The sequence below is a fragment of the Mycobacterium sp. genome, from assembly GCF_965229105.1.
Taxonomy (GTDB): Bacteria; Actinomycetota; Actinomycetes; order Mycobacteriales; family Mycobacteriaceae; genus Mycobacterium.
On record NZ_OZ245858.1, the window covers coordinates 2,901,045 to 2,922,223 of the forward strand.

The window sequence follows — 21,179 nt, forward strand, 5'->3', positions numbered from 1 at the left end:
TCAACGCTAGTCGCGTGAGTCAGCGCGGGTTCTTCTCCCCGGCTTCGACCGCGATGGCCAGACGGTTCTCCGGGGGAGCCACCGGGCAGGTCGCATAATCGGTGAACGAGCAGGGCAGGTTGGCCGCCCTGTTGAAGTCAAGTGTCACCGTACCGGCAGCGTCCGGTGCGCCGATCGGTAGCGATCGGGCACCGGGATAGGTGGTCACCCCGCTGGTGGCGTCGGTGAACAACACGTGCATTTCGCCGTCCGCGCGGCCGAAGGCGATGAGCTGCAACGCGGTACCGGCCAGTTCGAAGTCGATGCCGCCGACCGCGGTGTGATGGTGTTCTAGTCCTTCGACGACGGCCCCGGTGGTGACGGTTGTCGGTTGCTCGTACGGGGTGAACGTGCCTGCCACCCGCCAGGTTTCGCTCGGAGCGTAGGTAGGGATGCCAGTGTAGTTCTGCAGGTGCGGAGATTTCGGATCGTGCACCCGCAGGGCGACGGAGCCGGTTCGGCGAATGACCTCGATGCGGCGGTCGCCGGCGTCGACCAGCAGCCCTGGTGCCCCCTCGGCCGGTGCGAGCCGCTGGGTGCCATCGATGCCTTCGACATACACCGCTTCCGCGTCCGCCCGCCAGCGGCCGGGGAGATCGGCGATACTCGCGAATTCATTTGTGAGCCAATGCAATCCGGTGATACTCACCCAGCCCAGGGGCTCACCGTAGTAGCGCTCCCGTTCACTGTGCCATTCGTTCCAGGCCGTTTCGAACGTCGCTTCGGTGGTGGTTGTCATCTCACGCCTTCCTGATCGTCGTGTGTGACCTCTCGGGCCGGCTGAGTCCGAGGCGCTCGATCACCAGTGTGCACTCAGGGTCGTGATTTTCTAGAGCACACGACCTTGAGTGCAATTTCGTGCAAGGCCAGCACAACTCACACTTGACGTTCTACCAAATTGCTGACCCTTGAGTACCTCAAGTCCGGCACCCTGGCCGTTATGGAGTACTCCATTATCCTTGATGCGACCACCCCCGACTGACACGCAGGGAGACTACTGATGAGCGGTTACAACACAGCGATGCAAAAGGCGAGTCTCGCTGATGTGCCGCTGGACGTGCACGGGTTGATCTCGAAGCGAACCGCCGAGCTCGACGGTGTCTCGGTCACCGAAGTGACCTTCGGAGTCGGCGCTCGATGGTCAAACGACCTCAAGGATTACGCGGGCACCGACCTGTGCCAGCTGCCCCATGTGGCGTTGGTGACCGGTGGGACATTGGCCGTCGTGATGGCCGACGGGACCAAAGAGGAATTCTCGGCCGGCGACGTGATGCTCTTGCCTCCTGGCCACGACGCGTGGACGGTCGGTGAGCAGGCGTGCACCTTCGTCGAGTTCTCCCGCGGTGGCGATTACTACGAAAGTCACTGAGCGGTTAGGGGCCCGCCGATGTCACCTTGGCTCACCAGGTTGGTTGCACTCGCATTGAGCGCAGAGGTTGACGCTGTGGCGAGACTTCATGACGATGTCTTCTATGACCGCACCTGAGCCGTACGAAACCGATACCACCCCGGGGCTCGCACCGATTGCCTCGAAGCTCGAGAGCATCGCGGCGCGGCTAGGAGTGAAATCGATTTTGGTGATGCGCTCCGAACCCGACTCGATGGTGGTGGCCGCAACGGCGGGGGAGGCAACCAAGCATTACACGGTGGGTGCCGCGGGAAAGAAAGCCGGTGACGACTCCTCCCGGGTCCCGTTGTACTGCGAGCGGGTGGTCGATACCGATTCTGATCTGTTCGTTGCGGACTCACGTGCGGATCCGACGTTCGCGGGCAACGAGGATGAGACGGAATTCGGACTGCACAACTATTTTGGTTTGGCTGTGCATGACTCGGCCGGAGCTGTCGTCGGGACTGTCTGTGTGTTGGATGACCATGCCAGGGACTACACCGAGGATCAGCGCGACGAACTTCGTCGACTGCGCTCCGAGATCGAAAGCGTCGTCGGCCGCGACGGTGGCGCGCTGAAATGACCTCACCCGCTGCCTAGTCGGGCTGATGATCCGGCTGAGGCCAACGGAATCACCTCGGTCAGCAAGGTGTTGGATCGGTCCATGGCGATAGAAGACTTGTTCCAGCCCCTCACCGTCGGTTCCCTGACCGTGCCGAACCGGTTCGCGATGGCGCCGATGACCCGCCAAGCGTCACCCGGCGGCGTGCCCGGTGCCGATGTCGCCGAGTACTACCGGCGCCGCGCCGCAGGTGGCGTCGGGCTCATCATCACCGAAGGCGTCCGCCTGCCTGACCCTGCGGCTGGGTACCCGTACGCCATTCCCACGCTGGCGGGTGACGACGTCCTCACAGGATGGAGCCGCGTCACCAAAGCCGTACACGGTGAGGGTGGCACCATCGCCGCGCAGCTATGGCACCAGGGCATACAACGTGATGACTCCGACGGTGTGGTGCCGGTCGGCCCGTCTGGCGTGGACGGGCTCGGTGCGCCGAGAGGCCGAGCACTAGAGACCGACGAACTCCCACACATCGCAAACCTGTTCGCGCAGAGTGCGGTCAACGCTCGCGACGTCGGTTTCGACGCGGTCGAGCTCCATGGTGCGCACGGCTACCTGCTGGACGAATTCTTCTGGGAGCGAACCAATCTGCGCACCGATGGATACAGCGGATCACTGGCCGCGCGCAGTCGCTTCCCCGCCGAGGTGGTGGCCGCTGTCCGTGCCGCGGTCGGGCCGGACTACCCGATCATCTACCGCTTCTCCCAGTGGAAAGGCACCGATTACACGGCGTCGATCGCTGATGACCCGACCCAGCTGCAAGAGCTGTTGGCACCGCTCGTCGATGCCGGTGTCGACGTTCTACATCCATCCACCCGCAGGCATTACACGCCGGCATTCCCCGATTCGAACAGCGACTTGAGCCTGGCGGGCTGGACGAAGAAGGTCACGGGCCTTCCGGTGATCGCCGTCGGCTCCGTCGGGCTGGAGACCCAGTTCCGCAGTGAGAAGCGGGGTCAGGTGATTCAGCCTGCCCCGGTGGACCGTGTGGTGGAGCAGTTTGAGGCGGGGGAGTTCGATGTGGTGGCCCTTGGCCGTGCGCTCCTGGCCGACCCAGGATGGGTGAATCGGTTGCGCGACGGTGAACTCGACGGCTTCGCGGGGTACAGCCCTGAGGAAGCACTTTCGGCGCTGCGCTGAAGCGGGAGCGTCACCCCTTAGATATACATCGCCGGATCGATGTAACTGGTCGGATCAACCCCCTGTTCGCGCTGCTTCTCGGTACGTGACCGGATCACCGCGGGAATACCGGTCGCGATCGAATCGGGGGGAACGTCATGGGTCACCACGGAGTTGGCGCCGATAGCGCTGTCGTCGCCGACCCGGAGCGGTCCGAGGATCTTTGCGCCCGCGCCCACCGTGACCCGATTGCCGATCGTCGGATGCCGCTTGACCTGTTGCAGGGTCCGTCCGCCCAGTGTCACTCCGTGATAGAGCATCACATCGTCGCCGATCTCGGTGGTTTCCCCAATCACCACACCCATACCGTGGTCAATGAAGAACCGGCGTCCGATGGTCGCGCCCGGATGGATCTCGATGCCGGTCAGGAAGCGGGTGAGTTGCGCGAGGATCCGTGCAGGGCCGCGCAGAGCAGGCCTCGCCCAGAGTCGGTGGGACAGCCGATAGGCCCAGATTGCATGCAGCCCCGAGTAGACCAGCGCGTTCTCGATATCCCCCCGCGCGGCCGGGTCATGCACCCGGGCGTTCTGTAAATCCTCACGCAGGGCAGATAGCAGATTCACCCGAGATCAGTCCCTGATGTGCTCGAAGAGCAGGGTGGAGATATAGCGCTCACCGAAGTCGCACACCACCGTGACGATGAGCTTGCCTGCGTTTTCGGGGCGCTTCGCCACCTCCAGCGCGGCCCAGATGTTCGCGCCGGTGGAGATACCTCCGAGGATGCCTTCCTCGGTGCCAAGTGCCCGAGCGACCGTGATGGCGTCATCGAACGCGACGTCGATGATTTCGTCGTAGATTCCTCGGTCCAGCGCCTCGGGGATGAAGTTGGCGCCGATGCCCTGGATCTTGTGTGGTCCTGGATCTCCACCGTTGAGGATCGGGGAGTCCACCGGTTCGACACCAATGATCTGCACCCCGGGCTTGCGCGCCTTCAGATTGCGCCCGACGCCGGTGATCGTTCCCCCTGTGCCGATACCGGCGATAAAGATATCGACCTTACCGTCGGTGTCGTCCCAGACCTCGTTGCCGGTGGTGGCCTCGTGGATCGCCGGGTTGGCAGGGTTGGCGAACTGGTCGGCGGCGACCGAGTTTTCGGTCTCGGCGATGATCTGCTTCGCTTTCGCGACGGCACCTGCCATTCCTTCGGCGCCAGGGGTGAGGACGATCTCCGCGCCGAATGCGCGCAACATCACCCGCCGCTCGGTCGACATGGTCTCCGGCATCGTGAGGATCACCTTGTAACCCCGGGCGGCGCCGACCATCGCCAACGCGATGCCCGTATTGCCGCTGGTGGCCTCGACGATGGTGCCACCGGGTTGCAGTTCACCGGAGCGCTCGGCGGCGTCGATGATCGCTACGCCGATGCGGTCCTTGACGCTGTTGGCCGGGTTGTAGAACTCCAGCTTGGCCACCACCTCGGCGTGCAGCCCCTCCGTCAGCCGGTTCAGCCGCACCAGCGGTGTGCGCCCGACGAGCTGGGTGACGTTGTCATAGATCCGCGCCATAACCGAACCCCTTCTTACGGTGCGAGCATCCGTCCGCACACGTCACGGCAGTTTGCTTACACCGTAACCGGTTCCGCCGACTGGGCACCACCGCGGGCAGGCCCACTTAAGCTGAGAGCAGATTCCGGCACTTAAAATCATCGTGCAATTAACTGGCGACACGAATCGAAAATGTTGGTATAAGGGCTCTTTGAGCGGGTGTTGAATTCACCGCGATTCGTACGGTCGGCGATACCGGCCTCCGACACTAGCGTCGAGTTTGCAGGGCCAGCACTGTCGCGTTCGGCGACAATCGCGGGCCGCTGCAGCGAAGGAAAGTCCTAGTGTCCGATCTGGGTTCGTACGACTGGATGCGCCACGTCATGGGTGACGACGAAGCCGAGCAGGTGTACGTCGAGCTCTGCAGCGGGGGGAGCGCCAACGCGCGTGCCATCGCAGGCGCCGCGTCCTATCGGGCCCGTGAGTATTGGCCTGACTTCTTCTCCATCGCCAACGTGCCCGCTCTGGCGGCGTGCGCACGACTGTTCGACAACTACTTCTGGCTCAGTCCCACCCTGGTGGAGCGTGCGGTCGAGCAACTGCGGGGCAGGAGATTCATCTCGCCAATGGATATCGTCGAGGCGGCCCAACTGCTGGACGACGTGCCCTGACCTCGGGCGGCGGAGGGCCTCGGCTCACCAACGACAACGCCGCGCTCTTTGCCCGTCACTTCTTGATCGGATGGTTCTTCGCCCGCCGCAACAGGTTTGGTCGCAAGCTCATCGTGAAATGGCCCCGACGTGGACCCCTCGGGGTACAACCGAGCCCAAATCCCAAGCTACATAGGGGCGTTGGCGGGTTGGAACACCCCGGAGCTGTCTGACTCGTCCTCGGCGCGGATGACGTGGACGACGGCGTTGATCAGTGCCAGGTGGGTGAACGCCTGCGGGAAGTTACCCAGATGGCGGCCGGTTCGTGGCTCGATCTCCTCGGCGTAGAGATGCAGCGGGCTCGCGAAGGACAACAGGCGCTCGCACAGGTGGCGGGCGCGATGGATCTCACCGATCTCCACCAGCGCCGACACCAGCCAGAACGAGCAGATGGTGAAGGTGCCCTCCTCGCCGGCCAAGCCGTCGTCGGTCTCCTCGACGCGATACCGCAACACCAGTCCGTCCTCGGTGAGCTCGTCGGCGATCGCCAGCACGGTGGCGCGCACCCGCGGATCATCCGGGGGCAGGAACCGGGTCAGTACCACCAGCAGCAGTGAGGCATCCAGCGCGTCATCGCCGTAGCGCTGGGTCAGCACCCCGCGGGCGTCCACGCCGTGTTCGAGGATGTCGGCCTTGATCTCCTCGGCGATGGCCCGCCACTGCTGGGCGTAGCTCTTCTCGCCTTCGATTTCCGCCAGTTTCGCGCCACGGTCCAATGCCACCCAGCACATCACCTTGCTCGAGGTGAAGTGCTGCGGTTCACCGCGGACCTCCCAGATCCCGCGGTCGGGTTCGCGCCAATGTTTGATGGCTTCCTCGACTTGATTTTTGAGCACCGGCCACAGCGTCTCCGGGATCTGCTCGCGGGATTTGGTGTGCAGGTACACCGAATCCAGCATCGTGCCCCAAATATCGTGCTGCATCTGGTCGAAAGCACCGTTTCCGATGCGCACCGGTCGGGAATTGTCGTAACCGGAGAGGTGGTTGAGCTCCTCCTCGACCAGGGTCCGCTCGCCACCGACGCCGTACATCACCTGAAGTGGGTGGCGCTCACCGTTGTTCGCACCAGACACGTCGGCGATGAAGGCGAAGAAATCGTCGGCCTCCCGGTCGAGCCCCAGGGTGTAAAGGCCCCACAAGGCGAAGGTCGAATCACGAATCCACGCATAGCGGTAGTCCCAGTTGCGTTCACCCTGCGGAGTTTCCGGCAGCGACGTGGTGCTGGCCGCCAGTAGGGCACCCGTGGGCGAATAGGTCAGCCCCTTGAGCGTGAGGGCGCTGCGCTGCAGGTACGCCCGCCACGGGTGGTCGGGGAAATCGCCGACGTTGATCCACTGACGCCAGCATTCGCTGGTCTTCCACATCTTGTCGGCAGCCTCTTCGTAGGTCTGCGGCGCCGGGTGCTTTGACCAACTCAACGCGACGAAGACGTTATCGCCCTCGGTCAGGCGGGTACGGGCCCGCGCCTCATGGCCTTCGAGGCCCAGGCGCAGGTTCGTCGTCAGGCGCATCGTCGGGTGGGCATCCGGATCCTTATGCGCCCGCGCGATCGCTTCACCGTAGGCCCCGGCCGAGTATTCCCAGGTGGCGCTGTTGCGGTGGTAGTCGAAGGACGGCTCACAACTGAGCACCATCTCCACGGTGCCGCTGACGCACCGCACGGTACGCAGGAGAATGTGCTCGGCGTCCCAGTCCATCGGTGTGCGGCGGTGGGTCCGTGACCGCGACTCGATGTCATGCCAGGGGCCCATCACCAACGCGTCGCGGACGATGACCCATCCGGTATGCGTCTGCCAGGTGGTCTCCAGGATCAGGCTGCCCGGCAGATAACGACGGGCAGCCGGGACGGAGACGCCGTACGGTCCGAGCCGGAAATGCCCGGCGCCGCGGTCGAGGATGGCACCGAAGACGCTGGGGGAGTCGGGGCGGGGCACACACATCCACTCCACCGACCCGCTCGATGAGATCAGGCAGGTGGTTTCGCAGTCCGAAAGAAACGCGTAGTCCGCGATCGGCGGGAACGGATTGCGCAAGGCGCCGGAGGCGACATAGGGCACCGGTGCGGTGACGGTCAGGGGGGCTTCCACAACGTGACCTGCCGTGTTGTCGCCGAGCTCGGTGTCTGTCGTCATGCGGACATCATCGACCGCAGGGACCATCGGCGTCTACTCGTGGCCGGGCGTGTTGAGCAAGTCCTGCCGGGTCGCCACGCAGCTGATCGTAGGGTGGTGTGAATGGATGGGTTTCTGAGTTGGTGGGACGGTGTCGAATTGTGGCTTTCGGGCCTCGGGTTCGTGCTGCAGACCATCGTGGTGATGCCCGTCGTGCTGCTCCTGGCCTACGGCACCGCGCTACTACTGGACGGGGCGCTGGCAAGGGCCATCGTGTTGGTCCGCTGGGTACGAGGTAAGGACCGGTCGCCCCAGTGAACGGCCTACCGCGTTCACGGGTGACGCTGATCCTGGTGATCCTGATCGTTCTGGTGTTGGTGACCTGGCTGCTGGCTCGCTGAGCTGCAGTGGAGGAGTTAATCGGCCGTTGGCAGGTGGTTCACAACAACTCTGTTAGGCTTCCCGCCATGCACGCAGCGTCCGGCATCACCGAGGGCCATATTCTGGCCCTCATTGCCGTGGGTACATGCGCCGTTGCTGATATCGCTTGTTGTCGCTGACCCCATACCCGCCCGCGGTCTGGTGTCGGTTTCGGCGATTGCCTTACGTCTGAACCAAGTCGTTTTACCTTTCCGCGAGGTCGAGAAATGTCGTTTTGCGCATTCCCGAAAAACACCCTCGAATACATTCAGGAAAGGTCACCCATGAAAATCCCCACACCCACACTGCGTTGGCGAACCGCCGCCGCACTCGCCGTGACAGCGTCAGTTGTCGCGGCATGTGGTGGCGGGGCCAGCGATGTCGTGGGCGAGAGCGCGGGCCCGGCGGCGGCGACCACCTTGACGCTGGTCGCGTACGCGGTGCCCGAACCAGGGTGGAGCAAGATCATTCCGGCCTTCGCCGCCACGCCGGAAGGCAAGGGCGTCGCGGTCACCACGTCCTATGGCGCTTCGGGCGACCAGTCTCGTGGCGTGGTCGACGGTAAGCCCGCCGATATCGTGAACTTCTCGGTGGAACCCGATGTCACCCGCCTGGTCAAAGCCAACAAGGTCGACAAGGGCTGGAACGCCGACGCCACCAAGGGCATCCCGTTCGGCTCGGTGGTCACCCTCGTGGTGCGCAAGGGCAATCCCAAGAACATCAAGGACTGGGACGACCTGCTGCAGCCGGGGCTCGAGGTCGTCAGCCCCAGCCCCCTGAGTTCCGGCTCGGCGAAGTGGAACCTGCTGGCGCCGTATGCCGCGAAGAGCAATGGCGGCGCGGACGCACAGGCCGGTCTGGACTTCGTCAGCAAGCTCGTCGGCGAGCACATCAAGACCCGGCCGGGGTCGGGCCGCGAAGCCACCGACGTGTTCCTTCAGGGCACCGGCGATGTGCTGATCAGCTACGAGAACGAGGCGATCAACACCGAACGGGCGGGTAAGCCCGTCGAGCACATCACCCCGCCACAGACGTTCAGGATCGACAACCCAGTCGCCGTGGTGAGCACCGGAACACATATCGAGCAGGCCACCGCGCTGAAGAACTTCTTGTTCACCCCGCAAGGCCAGAAGCTGTGGGCCGAGGCAGGATTCCGGCCGGTCGACCCGTCGGTGGCCGCCGATTTCGCCAGCGATTTCCCGACGCCGCAGAAGCTGTGGACCATCGACGACCTCGGCGGTTGGAGTGCGGTGGATCCGGCGCTGTTCGATAAGGACAACGGCACCATCACCAAGATCTACAAGCAGGCCACTGGATGACAGTAGGTCCAGCGGTTCGGCCCGAACTCACCGAAACCGGTGATTCGGGCCGGCCGTCCGGTCTTTTCAGGCATCGGTACGGCAGCACCTCGCTGCGGGTGGGCGCCGCGACGCTGTGGCTCAGTGTCATCGTGCTGCTGCCGTTGGCTGCCATTCTGTGGCAGGCGGCCGGCGGTGGCTGGGGAACCTTCTGGTCGGCCATCTCCTCGAATGCCGCGATCCAGTCGTACCGGGTGACGTTGACGGTGTCGATCGGGGTGACCGTGATCAACCTCTTCTTCGGTCTGCTGGTCGCCTGGGTCCTGACCCGCGACGACTTCCCCGGTAAGCGACTGGTCGACGCTGTCATCGACCTGCCGTTCGCGTTGCCCACGATCGTCGCGAGCCTGGTGATGCTGGCGCTGTACGGCCCCAACAGCCCCATCGATCTGCACCTGCAACACACCCAGTGGGGTATCGGTGTCGCACTGTTGTTCGTGACGCTGCCGTTCGTCGTGCGATCAGTTCAGCCGGTGTTGCTCGAGCTCGACCGGGAGGTCGAGGAGGCGGCCGCCTCACTGGGCGCCAGCAACTACACCATCTTCGCCAAGGTGGTGCTGCCCGCGCTGTTGCCGTCGCTGTTATCCGGAGCTGGGTTGGCGTTTTCGCGCGCGATCGGCGAATTCGGCTCTGTGGTGCTCATCGGTGGCGCGGTCCCGGGGGAGACCGAGGTGTCGTCACAGTGGATCCGGACCCTGATCGAGAACGACGACCGCACCGGTGCTGCTGCCATTTCGATTGTGTTGCTGGTGATTTCGTTCGTCGTGCTGTTCGTCCTGCGCGCTGTCGGTTCACGGGCGGCCCGGCGTGAGGAACTGGCCCGATGACGCTGTCGCCGGTGGTGCGTTACCTCATGCGGTACCTGGCGCTGGCCTATATCGGCGTGTTGGTCGTCGTGCCGGTGGCGTTGATCCTGTGGCGCACCTTCTCCCCGGGGATCGGAGAGTTCTTCGCCTCGATCACCACGCCCGCGTCGCTGTCAGCGCTGCAACTGTCGCTGTTGGTCGTCGCGATCGTGGTACCGCTCAACGTGCTGTTCGGCGTCCCAACCGCACTGGTGTTGGCGCGCAACAAGTTTCGTGGGAAGAGCGCGCTGCAGGCGGTCATCGACCTGCCGTTCGCCGTATCCCCGGTGGTCGTCGGTGTCGCCCTGATCCTGTTGTGGGGATCTGCCGGGCTGTTGGGCTTTGTCGAGACCGATCTCGGCTTCAAGATCATCTTCAGTTTCCCTGGCATCGTGCTGGCCAGCATCTTCGTCACGGTGCCGTTCGTCATCCGTGAGGTCGAACCGGTCCTGCACGAGCTGGGCACCGATCAAGAAGAAGCCGCCGCGACGCTGGGCTCCCGGTGGTGGCAGACGTTCTGGCGGATCACGCTGCCGTCGATCCGGTGGGGGTTGACCTACGGCATCGTGCTGACCATCGCCCGCACGCTCGGCGAGTACGGCGCGGTAATCATGGTGTCCTCCAACCTGCCCGGTCAGTCGCAAACCATGACACTGCTGGTGTCGGACCGCTACCTGCGCGGTAACGAATACGGCGCGTATGCGGTGTCGACAGTACTGATGGGCGTCGCTGTTCTGGTGCTCATCGTGCAGGTGGTACTCGATGCCCGTCGCACCCGTGCGGCAAAATGATGGCCAGCCAAGGAGAACTGAGATGACCAACGCGATCACCGTGACGGGCGCCAATAAGCACTACGGCGACTTTGCCGCGCTGGACAATGTCGACTTCGTGGTGCCGAAAGGCTCACTCACGGCGCTACTCGGGCCCAGCGGTTCCGGAAAATCGACGCTCCTGCGTGCGATCGCCGGTCTGGATCAGCCGGACACCGGGACGATCACCATCAACGGCAAGGACGTCACGGGCGTACCACCGCAGAAGCGCGGGATCGGTTTCGTCTTCCAGCATTACGCCGCATTCAAGCATCTGACGGTGCGCGACAATGTCGCCTTCGGGCTCAAGATCCGGAAGCGGCCAAAGAGCGAGGTCAAGGACAAGGTCGACAATCTGCTCGAGGTGGTGGGGCTGGCCGGTTTTCAGACCCGGTATCCCAACCAGCTCTCCGGTGGCCAGCGCCAGCGGATGGCGCTCGCGCGTGCTCTCGCGGTCGACCCCGAGGTGCTGCTGCTCGACGAGCCGTTCGGCGCGCTGGATGCCAAGGTCCGCGAAGATCTGCGAGCGTGGTTGCGCCGCCTCCATGACGAGGTCCACGTCACCACAGTGTTGGTCACCCACGATCAGGCCGAGGCACTCGATGTCGCCGACCGGGTTGCGGTGCTGAACAAGGGCCGAGTCGAACAGATCGGCAGCCCGACCGAGGTCTATGACTCACCGGCCAATGCGTTCGTGATGTCGTTCCTGGGCACCGTCTCGTCGCTGAACGGAATCCTGGTGCGCCCGCACGATATTCGGGTCGGCCGGAATCCGGAAATGGCACTGGCATCCGATGACGGCACCGCGGAATCCACCGGTGTCACCAAGGCGACCATCGATCGTGTCGTGGTGCTGGGGTTCGAGGTGCGCGTCGAACTGACCAGCTCTACCACCGGCACGCCGTTCACCGCGCAGATCACCCGAGGAGACTTGGAGGCGCTTGGTCTCAAAGACGGTGACACCGTCTATGTCCGGGCCACCCGCGTGCCGGAAATCTCTGGCAGCCTGCAGGTGCCCGCGGCCGATAAGGCCGACGAGGCGCTCAGCACCGCCCGCTGACCTCAGTGCGGGGAGTCGCGCCAGGTAAAACTGTTGACGTACTTGCCCATATCCATCGCGAGCATGAAGTTTGCCCCCGAGGGGTGGCCGCTGCCATAGCTGGGGCTGAACTCGTGATACGGACCCGCCGCGGCGGCGATCAACGCGTAGCCGTTTTTCACTGCGACCATCACCATCACCCGTAGCCGAACCGGGTCACCTGTCGTCCCAGCCTTGTAGACGTCGGCGACGACGCCATACCCAAGTTGGTAACCCACTTGTGCGTTGGGGATCTCGTAATCGAAGGTCGCGTCGGGAAAGTTTTCGGCGAGTACGTCGTCGGCGATCTGCTGTGGCGTTCGGCCAGCCGCGATTTGGCCGAACAGATGGAGCGTGCCGCCATCACCGGCCTGCAGTTCCAGCACGACACCGTCGGGTTGCAGGGTGGCTGTGTACGCCGTTCCCGGCCCTGGATACGACACGAAGAACTCGCCGTCGGCGGAGGCGAAACGCGGATTGGTGAGCACCGGTTCACCGAATGGTGGGCGCCCGCAGTCGGGTGGACAGGTGTAGTTCGCCGGCGGCGGGGTGAGCCACAGCGATAGTGAGACCGACGCCGCCACGACCAGCGCCAATGTCGTGCCCAGCATGACAAAGAGGCGAAGTGGCGAGGTGTGATGCGCGGGGGCGGCGGCGTACGTCGCGTCGGGTACCGAACTGCCCGGCCACAAGCGTGCCGGGGCCTGGGGTGCGGGGGTATTCATCGATCTTCGGGCGCCGTGGTGGCGGGAACCGGGCGGCTGGCGCGTCGCGCCGCCCGCGCTGATGGCGATGCCACATCGGCCGCGCCGCCGCAGTTTACGCAGAACGTGAGGTCGGGCACCACGTGATCACACTGAGGACACAGCATGGGCTGATGGGCGGCGATGCCGTCGGTCGCCGCATCGAGAAGCGCGAAATGCAGCACAACTCGCAGCGCCAGGACCGTCAACAGCGCGATGGCCACGTATAGCGCCACGATCTGGCCGTAGGAGATCCATGCGTAGTCGATGCTGTTCTGCCCGATGTAGGCCAGGACGACGAGGAGAACCGTGAATGGCGACGACGTGATGAAACGCCAGCGGCGCGCCAACGTCGGGGCAGGTCGCCGTCGAAACCACAGTGCCGCACCCATCATTCCGCCGGCCGCCAGTGCGGTCAACGGGGCGGCGCAACCTCGGACGGCTGCGGATGCAACGAGCGCGTCGAGGGGAAAGTCCTTGGCCACCAAGCCGTTCGAGAATTCCGTTGCTTGCTGGGTGACGGTCCCTGCTGAGGTGAAGCACAGTCCTGCAAGTGCGCCGATACCGAACCCAGCCAATGGTTCGCGGCTCCCGGGCCGCCACACCCGAACAATGATGATCGGTACGAGAATCAGTGCCACAGCGGCGATGGGGATGATGACAAGGTTGATCAATCGCTGTGAGCTGGTCATCGGTGTGCCGAGGACATCGTCGAACGTCAACGACCAGATGGTGTCGAGGGCACGTGCCCAGCCGACGCCGATCCCCGCGGCCAGGATTGCGGTGGCTGCCAGTGCCGTGACGGATATGTCCTTGAACGCATCCGTCTCTTTCAAGTAGATGACGAAAAGCAGTGGCAGTCCGAGGGTACTGATTCCGATCAGGGCAGGTTGCCAGCGCAGGAGGGCGAAGAGCAACAACAGGAACGTCACCGCCACCAAGCCGGCGCGGAACGCCGATCGGGAGCGACGGGGTACCCGCGGAAATACCGATGTGGTGAGCCACGGGCGAATGACGTGTTCATCTGGCGCCACGGCAAATGTGTTCAACCGCAAGCTCGCTCGCGCGCCGGGCGGTCGCGACGGGTCGGCGCCGCAATACCCACAGAATCTGCCTGCTGGTCCGTCATGCCCGCACGAAGGACACGACGTGTGCGCAACGGACTGCCAGTCGTCTGTCGAATCGGCTGCGGTCACCGCGGCGCCTTCCCGCGCTGAATGTCGAGGAGATCTTTGACCAATGCTTCGACGTTAGGACTGCCGAGTCCGGTCACCGGGTCGAATCCCGGCGCAGATACGTCCACTGCGTTGGCGCCGAGGGTGACGTCGCGGAAACCGGGCGCGTTCGCCCCGGCGGCCACCCGGTACAGAAGCGGGTTGAGAAATCCGAGCGCATGTCCGCCGTTGGCGATCAGGTATTGATTCATGATCGCGGCGAGCGCGGCCCAGATCGGCGCGGACACCGACGTTCCTGCACCGACGAGATCCTGGTCGTTGAACCGGATCCGGACGCCGGTGAACGGATCTGCGACTGCGGAGACATCCGGGACCAACCGACTCTGTGCCTCCGGGTCGCGGGCGGCGACAACACCGCGCTGCCAGGCCGGGCGCGGAAAGAGCCGCGACACCCCGCCGCTGCTGCCCAATGACTGCGGCGAGTCGACCCACGCTTGCTCGGCCAGCCACTGCCCCTTGTCGTCGGTTGAGAGGGTGGTGCCGCCGACCGAGGTCATCGCAGGTAGGGAGGCGACGGCGTCGAGGCCGATATCGTCAGGACCGGGCGGTGACGAATAGTTTTCCCCGCCTTTGCATTCCAGTCCGGCAGTGTCCCCTGAGGCGTCGAAGGCGGTGGTGCCGTGTGACAGCGCGCGTTGCAGTGCCGCCTGCACTGGCCGCAGATCGGCGGCGGTTACCAACGCATCGCAACCCCAGCCGATGGACAGACTCCAGATCGCACCGGGGAACTGCTTGTCGACGGAATCGAACAGTTTCCCGACCTCCACGTAGGTACCGCCGTTGGGTACCAGGGTATTTCGCGCGTTGACCACCACCAGCCGCGCATCGGGTGCGATCGCGTGTGCCACTTCGAGGTCCTGGACGATTTCGCCGTGTGGCTCACCGGGCTGCCCGCCGACCAGAATGGGCTTCAGTGGCGGTAGATCGAACGCGTCGGCGAAATAATCCAGGTCGTCCTGGTCGTAGCCGTCAAACGAGTAGAAGACGATGGTCTGCCCCTTGCCGGTGAAACCCGCCGCCGCCAGGGGGGCGGCGTTGTACGCCGTCAGCAAAGCGCTCGGTGTCAGGCCGTTGTCGGGGACATCGAGGGGGATCAGGTCGGGGCGGGACTCGTGGTGCGGGCTGTATCCGAGAATGCGGCCCAGCTCGGTAACCGTGCCCAGCAAGGCTTTCGGAATGGCGGGTTGCTGGGGCGAGGCGTAAAACGTCTGTCCCTGCCTGCCCCGATAGTCGTGCACCGAGACGTTGAATGCCTCGGCGACGTCACGGGGCGCGCCGTGCACGACGGCCCAGTTGTCACCGATCTGCCAGTGCACCAACAGATCGTTGGCGGCAGCCCATGTGATTAACGGCTGGGGGCTCGCAGAGTGGGTCAACGCGACGGTCAATTGAGCATGGTCGAGGCGGGACGGCCCGAGGTCGGTGGAACTGGCGAGTAAATGTGCATAAGGGCCGCCGATGGCGCCCGATTGCGCTGCCGGTGAAGGGGTCTGGCGATCGGATATCAGCACGACGATGGCAGCGACCATCGATGCTGTCAACCAGCATGCGAGTAGACGTACCCACAGCTGACGTGGCCGACCCCCGCCCTTCACGGCTGATGCCGTAGTGGGCAGGGGTCGGCCTACGCGATTATTCGTAGCGGACATCTAGGGACTTTCGGGCCTCGTACTAATGGGTACCGATGTCATGTCGCTACGCTGATCGATTCAAGTTCTTGGGAGAACGGCTTCGCGGCGCCGTCCTCCGTACTGAACACCTCCGCTGGATTACCGGTACTTCGGCGCCTCGGCGGAAAAGCGGTGCGTTCTTACGTCAGCGTGCAATCGGTCCGAATTACGGGCCGGTGTTGCGCTCGTTGCCGGGGACTGCTGTCTTCGGCGTCGGAGCAAGCACGGTCGGTGAGAACTGGTTACCGCCGGTGGGGTTCAGATTTTTCTCGGTCGGCGAAGGAGCCGGTGCCGATGTGGTGGTGGTTGTAGTGGTGGTTTCGGCTGGCTTTTCGCTGCTACTGCAGCCAACGGCCAACGTACCCATAGCGATGATCGCCGCACCCCCGGCAAGAACCGGAAGACGACGAGCCATGAGACCTGTCTTCATATTTCTTTCCTATCTAATCCGCAACTTGCTCATGCGAATGTTGCGAACCCTGGTTGTTGGAACGAGAACGTCAATATGATGTCATACTCCGAGCAAACTCGTCGAGCAAATCTCCGAGAGCGGAATCAACAGCGGTGCGCATCGGCGGAAATTGCCCTCATCTTCGCCTCTATGCAGCCCTTCGGTGTTTCTCTTCGGCGCTGCAGAGCGCGTGAGAATCACACTTCAGTTACCTCGCCCAGAGTCATTCGCCGGTCCACTTCAGGCGGTCAATGCACGACGTCGCGCACCCGGGTGGCGGGTGATTGAAACGATCCAACGCGGACACAGCGATATCAGGCGGCAGTGCGCACGGCGAATACGTCGTCGAAACGGTCGAGCACGGTGGCGGCTACCAGGTTGTGTGAACCCAGCGGCTCTGACATCGAAAAGCCGTGTCGGACAGCGAATTCGGCCACCCGGTCGGTGATTCGGCCCGGCGCGAGGAACCATGGTGCGATCATCACGTGCTGCGCGCCGCGTCGGCGAAGGTTGTCCACCGCGGCGTCGAGATCGGGGCTCGGACCGGTCGCAAACGCCACCTCGGTGCCCGTCCAGCTGGTGCCCGCCGCCAGCGCGGCCGCCACGGTGGCGGTGCTCGCGTTGGCTGCGGCGTTGGTCGAACCCACAGCCACCACGACCACACCGAGGCCTTCGTCGGCCGCGGAAACGCCCGCCTCGGCCAGTCGATGCCGCAACACCGTCAGCAGAGCCGGATCCTCGCCGAGCACCGCTGCCTGTCGGATTCCGGAACCCTCCCGGTGATCAGACGCCTGGATCGCCGCGGGGATATCGACTCGCGCATGATAGGCGTCGGCGAGCAGGAACGGAACCACCACGCCACCGCATACGGTGTCCAACACGTCACTCAGGTTCGGTTCGGTCTTCTCCAGGAACGCCACCCGCACATCGAGCCAGGGCCGCAACCGGCGGATCCGGCCCGCCATCGCCTGCGTCACCGCTGCCGACCGCGGATCGGCGCTGCCGTGTGCGGTGAGGATCAGCGGGTGGTGGGTGGGCGGTCCTAGCGGGTGGTGGGTGGGAGGTCCTAGCGGGTGGTGGGTGGGAGGTCCTAGCGTCACGAGACGTGCAGTCCGCATTCTGTCTTGTTCAAGCCCTGCCAGCGTCCGCTGCGCGGATCGGCGCCCGCGACGGGTTTCGCCGTGCACGGTGCGCATCCGATCGACGGATAGCCCTCATCGACGAGCGTATTGACCAGCACCCCGTTGGCGTTGACGTAATCCTGCATATCGTCATCGGACCAGGCGGCCAACGGGTTGATCTTCACCAATTTGAACGCTTCGTCGAAGCTGATCAGCGGCGCGTTGGCGCGGGTGGGAGCCTCGACCCGGCGTACCCCGGTGACCCAGGCCGAGTAGCCGCGCAACGCCTTGCTCAGCGGCTCGACCTTGCGCATCCGGCAGCATTCGTTGGGTTCGCGGGCGAACAGGTCCTTACCGAAGAGCGCGTCCTGTTCGGCGACGGTGTTCTCGGGCGTGACGTTGACGATGTGCACGTTGTAGACGGACTCGACGGCGTCACGCGTGCCGATGGTCTCGGCGAAGTGATAGCCGGTGTCCAGGAACAGCACGTCGACACCGGGCCGGACCTTAGCGGCCAGGTCAACCAGCACCGCGTCCTGCATATTCGAGGCGACCACGTATCCCGATGTCGCCGCTAGCGCGGCTCCGGCCGGCCCGCCAAAGTTCTCATCCGTCCAGCGCAGCAGCTCCTCGGCACTGGCTCCCTCGAGTTCGGCCGCACCACGTGCCGCCAGCTCCCGCAGGTCCGTCTCCGTCAAACCACTCACCTCAACAGTCATCGTCAATCCTCAAGTTCAGCGCAAATCGGAATCGTCGGCTCGTACCGCCCACTGGGCGAAACGCTCACCGGACTCTCGTTGTTTCACGAAGTTGCGAACAACCCGTTCGATGTAGTCGCCGAGTTCAGCGCTGGTGACCTTGTGCTGGCGCAGTTTGCGGCCAAATCCGCTGTCCAGGCCCAGGCTGCCGCCCAGGTGAACCTGAAAGCCCTCGACCTGATTGCCTTCGCCATCGTCGACCATCTGGCCCTTGAAGCCGATGTCGGCGATCTGGATGCGTGCGCACGAGTTAGGGCAGCCGTTCAAGTTGATCGTCACCGGCACGTCGAGCTCGGCGTTAATGTCCTCGAGGCGTTGCTCCAACTCGGGCACCAGCACCTGGCTGCGCTTGCGGGTCTCGGCGAAGCTCAGCTTGCAGAATTCGATGCCGGTGCAGGCCATCAGGTTCTTGCGCCAGTGCGACGGCCGCGACGGCAGCCCGAGCGCGTCCAGTCCGGCGCGCAGCTGATCGAGCTTGTCGTCTGGTACGTCGAGGATGACCAGCTTCTGGTACGGCGTGAACCGGATTCGGTCGGAACCGGCCTGCTCGGCCAGGTCGGCCACAGCAGAGAGAATGGTGCCGGACACCCGCCCGGCGATCGGGGCCACCCCGACGGCATTGAGGCCGTTCTTGAGACGCTGCACCCCGACGTGGTCGATGGGGCGGGGGGCGGGCTCCAGAGCAGGGCCGTCGATCAGCGGACGCTTGAGGTACTCGGTTTCGAGGACTTCCCGAAACTTCTCGATACCCCAGTCTTTGATCAGGAACTTCAGCCGCGCCTTGGCCCGCAACCGGCGGTAGCCGTAGTCGCGGAAGATGCTGACGACACCCTCCCAGACGTCGGGTACCTCGTCGAGCGGCACCCAGGCCCCGACCCGCTGGGCGAGCATCGGGTTGGTGGACAGACCGCCGCCGACCCACAGGTCAAAACCGGGTCCGTGTTCGGGGTGATTGACGCCGATGAATGCGACGTCGTTGACCTCGTGCACGACGTCCTGCAGGCCGGAGATCGCCGTTTTGAACTTGCGCGGCAGGTTGGAGTATTCGGGCTTGCCGATGTAGCGCTTGACGATCTCGTCGATGGCGGGGGTGCCGTCGATCACCTCATCCAGCGATTCGCCGGCCAGCGGTGACCCCAGCACCACCCGCGGGCAGTCGCCGCAGGCCTCGGTGGTCTGCAGGCCGACCTCATCGAGGCGCCGCCAAATTTCCGGCATGTCCTCGACCCTGATCCAGTGATATTGGACGTTCTCGCGGTCGGAGATATCGGCAGTGTCACGCCCGAACTCGGTGGAAATGCCGCCGAGGGTGCGCAGCGATGCCGCGGTCAGCGCGCCGCCGTCGCAGCGGACCCGCAGCATGAAGTACTCGTCTTCGAGCATGTCGGTGTTGTCGTCGCCGGTCCAGGTGCCGTCGTACCCGGGCTTGCGCTGGGTGTAAAGACCCCACCAGCGGAAACGGCCCCGCAAATCGCCCTTATCGATGCTTTCGAAGCCGCCCTTGGCGTAGATGTCCTCGATGCGCGCCCGCACATTGAGCGGGTTGTCGTCCTTCTTGGCCTGCTCATTGGCGTTGAGCGGCTCACGGAAACCGAGCGCCCACTGACCTTCGCCCTTGGGGCGCTTGTCGGGCTTCGGCTTGGGTTCTGCGGTGGTCATGCGATGAATGCCCTTCGAGAGGGCTGGCGTGAATCGCGCACACGTACCGGTGGCTGTTCCGGCGGCGCAGATCCGGCGGCCAGCTGGGTAACAGGTGGTCTGGTTCTACGGCGTCAAAGCAAACAGGTACAGCTGCATACGCGCTTGAAATCAACGTGCCGACGCACCACCAGCGAGACGCCGTGATTCAAACTGCGGGCTGCGGACACCCGGCCATTCTGCCACGAATCGGGGGACCCCTCCTAACCGGCCAATACTTTGGCTCACGGTGAGTGGAATGGTGGGCACCTTGGTTCTGGGAGACTTGCCTGATGGCGGTCAGCTCAGAGTTGACGAGCCCGCTCCAGCTGACGATGCGGCCGGGCGGGCCATTCGGCATCTATATCCACGTGCCGTTCTGTGCCACACGCTGCGGGTATTGCGATTTCAACACCTACACACCTAGCGAGCTGGGTGGTGCCAACCCGGACGGCTGGCTCGACGCGCTGAGGATCGAGTTGGAACTGGCCGCGGCGGCGCTACCGGCGCCGGTGGTGGACACCGTGTTCGTCGGGGGCGGAACTCCGTCGCTGCTCGGCGGTGACGGGCTGGCTGCCGTACTCGACGCGGTGCGGTCCACCTTCGTCCTGGCCGCCGACGCCGAGGTGACCACCGAAGCCAACCCCGAGTCGACCTCGGCCGCGCTGCTCGACCGCATTCGCGGTGCCGGTTACACACGGTTGTCGTTGGGTCTGCAGTCGATGGCCCCCAACGTCCTTGCGGTTCTGGACAGGGTGCATTCGCCGGGCCGGGCGCTACAGGTCGCCCACGATGCGACGACGGCAGGTTTCGAACACGTCAGCATCGACCTGATCTATGGCACGCCGGGCGAGTCCGACGACGATCTGCTGCGCTCGGTCGATGCGGCCATCGGCGCCGGGATCGATCATCTCTCGGCGTATGCGCTGGTCGTCGAGGACGGCACCGCGTTGGCTCGGCGGGTGCGCCGTGGTGAGATGCCGCTGCCCGACGACGACGTCCTCGCCCAGCGTTACGAATTGCTGGACGCACGGCTCTCGGGCGCCGGTTTCGACTGGTATGAGGTGTCGAACTGGAGCAGAGCAGGCGGTGAGTGTCGGCATAACGTGGGCTACTGGAACGGTGGCCAGTGGTGGGGCGCCGGCCCAGGCGCGCACGGCTACGTCGGCCGGCATCGGTGGTGGAATGTCAAGCACCCCAATGCCTATGCCCTCGCGTTGACGGGCCGGGCACTGCCGGTCGCCGGATTCGAGGAGCTCAGCGATACCGATATGCACACCGAGGATGTGCTGCTGCGGATCCGCTTGCGCAGCGGCCTGCCGATCACGGCACTACGCCCCGACGAGCTGGCCCGCGCCGAAAGTGTTGTCGCGGAAGGACTTCTGGTCAAGGAATGCGATCGGCTGGTCTTGACCGACCGGGGTCGGCTGCTGGCCGACGGTGTGGTGCGGCGCCTACTGGATGACCGCCGATAGTACGGCCGCG

General features: G+C 64.4%; 22 protein-coding genes. 11 read left to right on the forward strand and 11 right to left on the reverse strand.

Annotated features, from left to right (window positions below; translation table 11 throughout):
- Positions 1 to 19: 19 nt before the first annotated feature.
- Positions 20 to 778 carry a DUF1684 domain-containing protein gene (locus tag ADBZ9O_RS13755; RefSeq protein ID WP_526532078.1) on the reverse strand — a complete coding sequence of 253 codons (759 nt, stop codon included), beginning with the start codon at positions 776 to 778 and terminating at the stop codon, positions 20 to 22.
- 261 nt (positions 779 to 1,039) lie between these two features.
- On the opposite strand from ADBZ9O_RS13755, the gene ADBZ9O_RS13760 reads away from it, so the two are divergent.
- The 3 genes from ADBZ9O_RS13760 (at position 1,040) to ADBZ9O_RS13770 (ending at position 3,185) form a co-directional block, all read left to right on the forward strand.
- Positions 1,040 to 1,408, forward strand: a complete 369-nt coding sequence (locus ADBZ9O_RS13760) for a cupin domain-containing protein (RefSeq protein ID WP_526532080.1) — start codon at positions 1,040 to 1,042, stop codon at positions 1,406 to 1,408.
- A gap of 103 nt (positions 1,409 to 1,511) precedes the next feature.
- Positions 1,512 to 2,009 (forward strand): GAF domain-containing protein, encoded by a 498-nt coding sequence (locus ADBZ9O_RS13765; RefSeq protein WP_526532082.1) that lies wholly within the window; start codon positions 1,512 to 1,514, stop codon positions 2,007 to 2,009.
- Between the two features lie 81 nt (positions 2,010 to 2,090).
- Entirely contained in the window at positions 2,091 to 3,185 is a 1,095-nt protein-coding gene (locus tag ADBZ9O_RS13770) for an NADH:flavin oxidoreductase (RefSeq protein ID WP_526532084.1), read from the forward strand.
- A 17-nt stretch (positions 3,186 to 3,202) separates the two neighbouring features.
- On the opposite strand, the gene epsC is transcribed toward ADBZ9O_RS13770, so the two are convergent.
- Together epsC and cysK are read right to left on the reverse strand one after the other, a co-directional pair.
- On the reverse strand, positions 3,203 to 3,787 hold the full coding sequence (gene epsC, locus ADBZ9O_RS13775) for a serine O-acetyltransferase EpsC (protein ID WP_526532086.1): 585 nt from the start codon (positions 3,785 to 3,787) through the stop codon (positions 3,203 to 3,205).
- A 6-nt stretch (positions 3,788 to 3,793) separates the two neighbouring features.
- Complete coding sequence (gene cysK / locus ADBZ9O_RS13780; protein WP_526532088.1) at positions 3,794 to 4,729, reverse strand: cysteine synthase A; 936 nt, start codon at positions 4,727 to 4,729, stop codon at positions 3,794 to 3,796.
- 323 nt (positions 4,730 to 5,052) lie between these two features.
- Between cysK and ADBZ9O_RS13785 the strand changes: the two genes are divergently transcribed.
- Positions 5,053 to 5,379, forward strand: a complete 327-nt coding sequence (locus tag ADBZ9O_RS13785; RefSeq protein WP_526532090.1) for a hypothetical protein — start codon at positions 5,053 to 5,055, stop codon at positions 5,377 to 5,379.
- 167 nt (positions 5,380 to 5,546) lie between these two features.
- On the opposite strand, the gene ADBZ9O_RS13790 is transcribed toward ADBZ9O_RS13785, so the two are convergent.
- On the reverse strand, positions 5,547 to 7,550 hold the full coding sequence (locus tag ADBZ9O_RS13790) for a glycoside hydrolase family 15 protein (protein ID WP_526532092.1): 2,004 nt from the start codon (positions 7,548 to 7,550) through the stop codon (positions 5,547 to 5,549).
- 102 nt (positions 7,551 to 7,652) lie between these two features.
- Here ADBZ9O_RS13790 and ADBZ9O_RS13795 point away from each other — a divergent pair, with 102 nt between their 5' ends.
- The 6 genes from ADBZ9O_RS13795 to ADBZ9O_RS13820 all read left to right on the forward strand — a co-directional run bounded on the left by ADBZ9O_RS13795 (position 7,653) and on the right by ADBZ9O_RS13820 (position 12,021).
- Positions 7,653 to 7,847, forward strand: coding sequence for a hypothetical protein (locus ADBZ9O_RS13795; protein ID WP_526532094.1), 195 nt, complete (start codon positions 7,653 to 7,655; stop codon positions 7,845 to 7,847).
- Positions 7,848 to 7,996: 149 nt separating this feature from the next.
- Positions 7,997 to 8,089: an Ms4533A family Cys-rich leader peptide gene (locus tag ADBZ9O_RS13800; RefSeq protein ID WP_526532096.1), complete on the forward strand. Its 93-nt coding sequence runs from the start codon at positions 7,997 to 7,999 to the stop codon at positions 8,087 to 8,089.
- A gap of 144 nt (positions 8,090 to 8,233) precedes the next feature.
- Positions 8,234 to 9,268: a sulfate ABC transporter substrate-binding protein gene (locus tag ADBZ9O_RS13805; protein ID WP_526532098.1), complete on the forward strand. Its 1,035-nt coding sequence runs from the start codon at positions 8,234 to 8,236 to the stop codon at positions 9,266 to 9,268.
- Positions 9,265 to 10,134 (forward strand): sulfate ABC transporter permease subunit CysT, encoded by an 870-nt coding sequence (gene cysT / locus ADBZ9O_RS13810; protein WP_526532100.1) that lies wholly within the window; start codon positions 9,265 to 9,267, stop codon positions 10,132 to 10,134. Before ADBZ9O_RS13805 ends, cysT begins: the two co-directional genes overlap by 4 nt.
- Positions 10,131 to 10,943 (forward strand): sulfate ABC transporter permease subunit CysW, encoded by an 813-nt coding sequence (gene cysW / locus ADBZ9O_RS13815; RefSeq protein ID WP_526532102.1) that lies wholly within the window; start codon positions 10,131 to 10,133, stop codon positions 10,941 to 10,943. The genes cysT and cysW overlap by 4 nt, the downstream gene beginning before the upstream one ends.
- Positions 10,944 to 10,965: 22 nt before the next feature.
- Entirely contained in the window at positions 10,966 to 12,021 is a 1,056-nt protein-coding gene (locus ADBZ9O_RS13820; RefSeq protein WP_526532104.1) for a sulfate/molybdate ABC transporter ATP-binding protein, read from the forward strand.
- A 2-nt stretch (positions 12,022 to 12,023) separates the two neighbouring features.
- Here ADBZ9O_RS13820 and ADBZ9O_RS13825 read toward each other — a convergent pair whose 3' ends face one another.
- The 7 genes from ADBZ9O_RS13825 to ADBZ9O_RS13855 all read right to left on the reverse strand — a co-directional run bounded on the left by ADBZ9O_RS13825 (position 12,024) and on the right by ADBZ9O_RS13855 (position 19,676).
- Positions 12,024 to 12,764 (reverse strand): hypothetical protein, encoded by a 741-nt coding sequence (locus tag ADBZ9O_RS13825; protein ID WP_526532106.1) that lies wholly within the window; start codon positions 12,762 to 12,764, stop codon positions 12,024 to 12,026.
- Positions 12,761 to 13,816, reverse strand: coding sequence for a zinc ribbon domain-containing protein (locus tag ADBZ9O_RS13830; protein WP_526532108.1), 1,056 nt, complete (start codon positions 13,814 to 13,816; stop codon positions 12,761 to 12,763). The genes ADBZ9O_RS13825 and ADBZ9O_RS13830 overlap by 4 nt, the downstream gene beginning before the upstream one ends.
- Positions 13,817 to 13,974: 158 nt before the next feature.
- Complete coding sequence (locus tag ADBZ9O_RS13835; RefSeq protein WP_526533138.1) at positions 13,975 to 15,546, reverse strand: S53 family peptidase; 1,572 nt, start codon at positions 15,544 to 15,546, stop codon at positions 13,975 to 13,977.
- Positions 15,547 to 15,853: 307 nt separating this feature from the next.
- Positions 15,854 to 16,117: a hypothetical protein gene (locus ADBZ9O_RS13840; RefSeq protein ID WP_526532110.1), complete on the reverse strand. Its 264-nt coding sequence runs from the start codon at positions 16,115 to 16,117 to the stop codon at positions 15,854 to 15,856.
- 335 nt (positions 16,118 to 16,452) lie between these two features.
- Positions 16,453 to 17,160 carry a sirohydrochlorin chelatase gene (locus tag ADBZ9O_RS13845; RefSeq protein ID WP_526533140.1) on the reverse strand — a complete coding sequence of 236 codons (708 nt, stop codon included), beginning with the start codon at positions 17,158 to 17,160 and terminating at the stop codon, positions 16,453 to 16,455.
- A gap of 74 nt (positions 17,161 to 17,234) precedes the next feature.
- Positions 17,235 to 17,978, reverse strand: a complete 744-nt coding sequence (locus ADBZ9O_RS13850; RefSeq protein WP_526532112.1) for a phosphoadenylyl-sulfate reductase — start codon at positions 17,976 to 17,978, stop codon at positions 17,235 to 17,237.
- 15 nt (positions 17,979 to 17,993) lie between these two features.
- The gene (locus ADBZ9O_RS13855; protein ID WP_526532114.1) at positions 17,994 to 19,676 is read right to left on the reverse strand and encodes a nitrite/sulfite reductase; all 1,683 of its coding nucleotides are present in this window, start codon (positions 19,674 to 19,676) and stop codon (positions 17,994 to 17,996) included.
- A gap of 311 nt (positions 19,677 to 19,987) precedes the next feature.
- Between ADBZ9O_RS13855 and hemW the strand changes: the two genes are divergently transcribed.
- Entirely contained in the window at positions 19,988 to 21,169 is a 1,182-nt protein-coding gene (gene hemW / locus ADBZ9O_RS13860) for a radical SAM family heme chaperone HemW (protein WP_526532116.1), read from the forward strand.
- Positions 21,170 to 21,179 lie beyond the last annotated feature (10 nt).

Excerpts from the sequence above, each read along its gene's own strand:
- cysT (WP_526532100.1), top strand. The coding sequence starts at position 9,265 with ATGACAGTAGGTCCAGCGGTTCGGCCCGAACTCACCGAAACCGGTGAT.
- ADBZ9O_RS13840 (WP_526532110.1), bottom strand. The coding sequence starts at position 16,117 with ATGAAGACAGGTCTCATGGCTCGTCGTCTTCCGGTTCTTGCCGGGGGT.
- ADBZ9O_RS13850 (WP_526532112.1), bottom strand. The coding sequence starts at position 17,978 with ATGACTGTTGAGGTGAGTGGTTTGACGGAGACGGACCTGCGGGAGCTG.
- ADBZ9O_RS13820 (WP_526532104.1), top strand. The coding sequence starts at position 10,966 with ATGACCAACGCGATCACCGTGACGGGCGCCAATAAGCACTACGGCGAC.
- ADBZ9O_RS13835 (WP_526533138.1), bottom strand. The coding sequence starts at position 15,546 with ATGGTCGCTGCCATCGTCGTGCTGATATCCGATCGCCAGACCCCTTCA.
- ADBZ9O_RS13855 (WP_526532114.1), bottom strand. The coding sequence starts at position 19,676 with ATGACCACCGCAGAACCCAAGCCGAAGCCCGACAAGCGCCCCAAGGGC.
- ADBZ9O_RS13765 (WP_526532082.1), top strand. The coding sequence starts at position 1,512 with ATGACCGCACCTGAGCCGTACGAAACCGATACCACCCCGGGGCTCGCA.
- ADBZ9O_RS13805 (WP_526532098.1), top strand. The coding sequence starts at position 8,234 with ATGAAAATCCCCACACCCACACTGCGTTGGCGAACCGCCGCCGCACTC.
- ADBZ9O_RS13760 (WP_526532080.1), top strand. The coding sequence starts at position 1,040 with ATGAGCGGTTACAACACAGCGATGCAAAAGGCGAGTCTCGCTGATGTG.
- hemW (WP_526532116.1), top strand. The coding sequence starts at position 19,988 with ATGGCGGTCAGCTCAGAGTTGACGAGCCCGCTCCAGCTGACGATGCGG.
- ADBZ9O_RS13800 (WP_526532096.1), top strand. The coding sequence starts at position 7,997 with ATGCACGCAGCGTCCGGCATCACCGAGGGCCATATTCTGGCCCTCATT.
- ADBZ9O_RS13790 (WP_526532092.1), bottom strand. The coding sequence starts at position 7,550 with ATGACGACAGACACCGAGCTCGGCGACAACACGGCAGGTCACGTTGTG.
- cysK (WP_526532088.1), bottom strand. The coding sequence starts at position 4,729 with ATGGCGCGGATCTATGACAACGTCACCCAGCTCGTCGGGCGCACACCG.
- ADBZ9O_RS13795 (WP_526532094.1), top strand. The coding sequence starts at position 7,653 with ATGGATGGGTTTCTGAGTTGGTGGGACGGTGTCGAATTGTGGCTTTCG.
- cysW (WP_526532102.1), top strand. The coding sequence starts at position 10,131 with ATGACGCTGTCGCCGGTGGTGCGTTACCTCATGCGGTACCTGGCGCTG.
- ADBZ9O_RS13825 (WP_526532106.1), bottom strand. The coding sequence starts at position 12,764 with ATGAATACCCCCGCACCCCAGGCCCCGGCACGCTTGTGGCCGGGCAGT.
- ADBZ9O_RS13755 (WP_526532078.1), bottom strand. The coding sequence starts at position 778 with ATGACAACCACCACCGAAGCGACGTTCGAAACGGCCTGGAACGAATGG.
- ADBZ9O_RS13770 (WP_526532084.1), top strand. The coding sequence starts at position 2,091 with ATGGCGATAGAAGACTTGTTCCAGCCCCTCACCGTCGGTTCCCTGACC.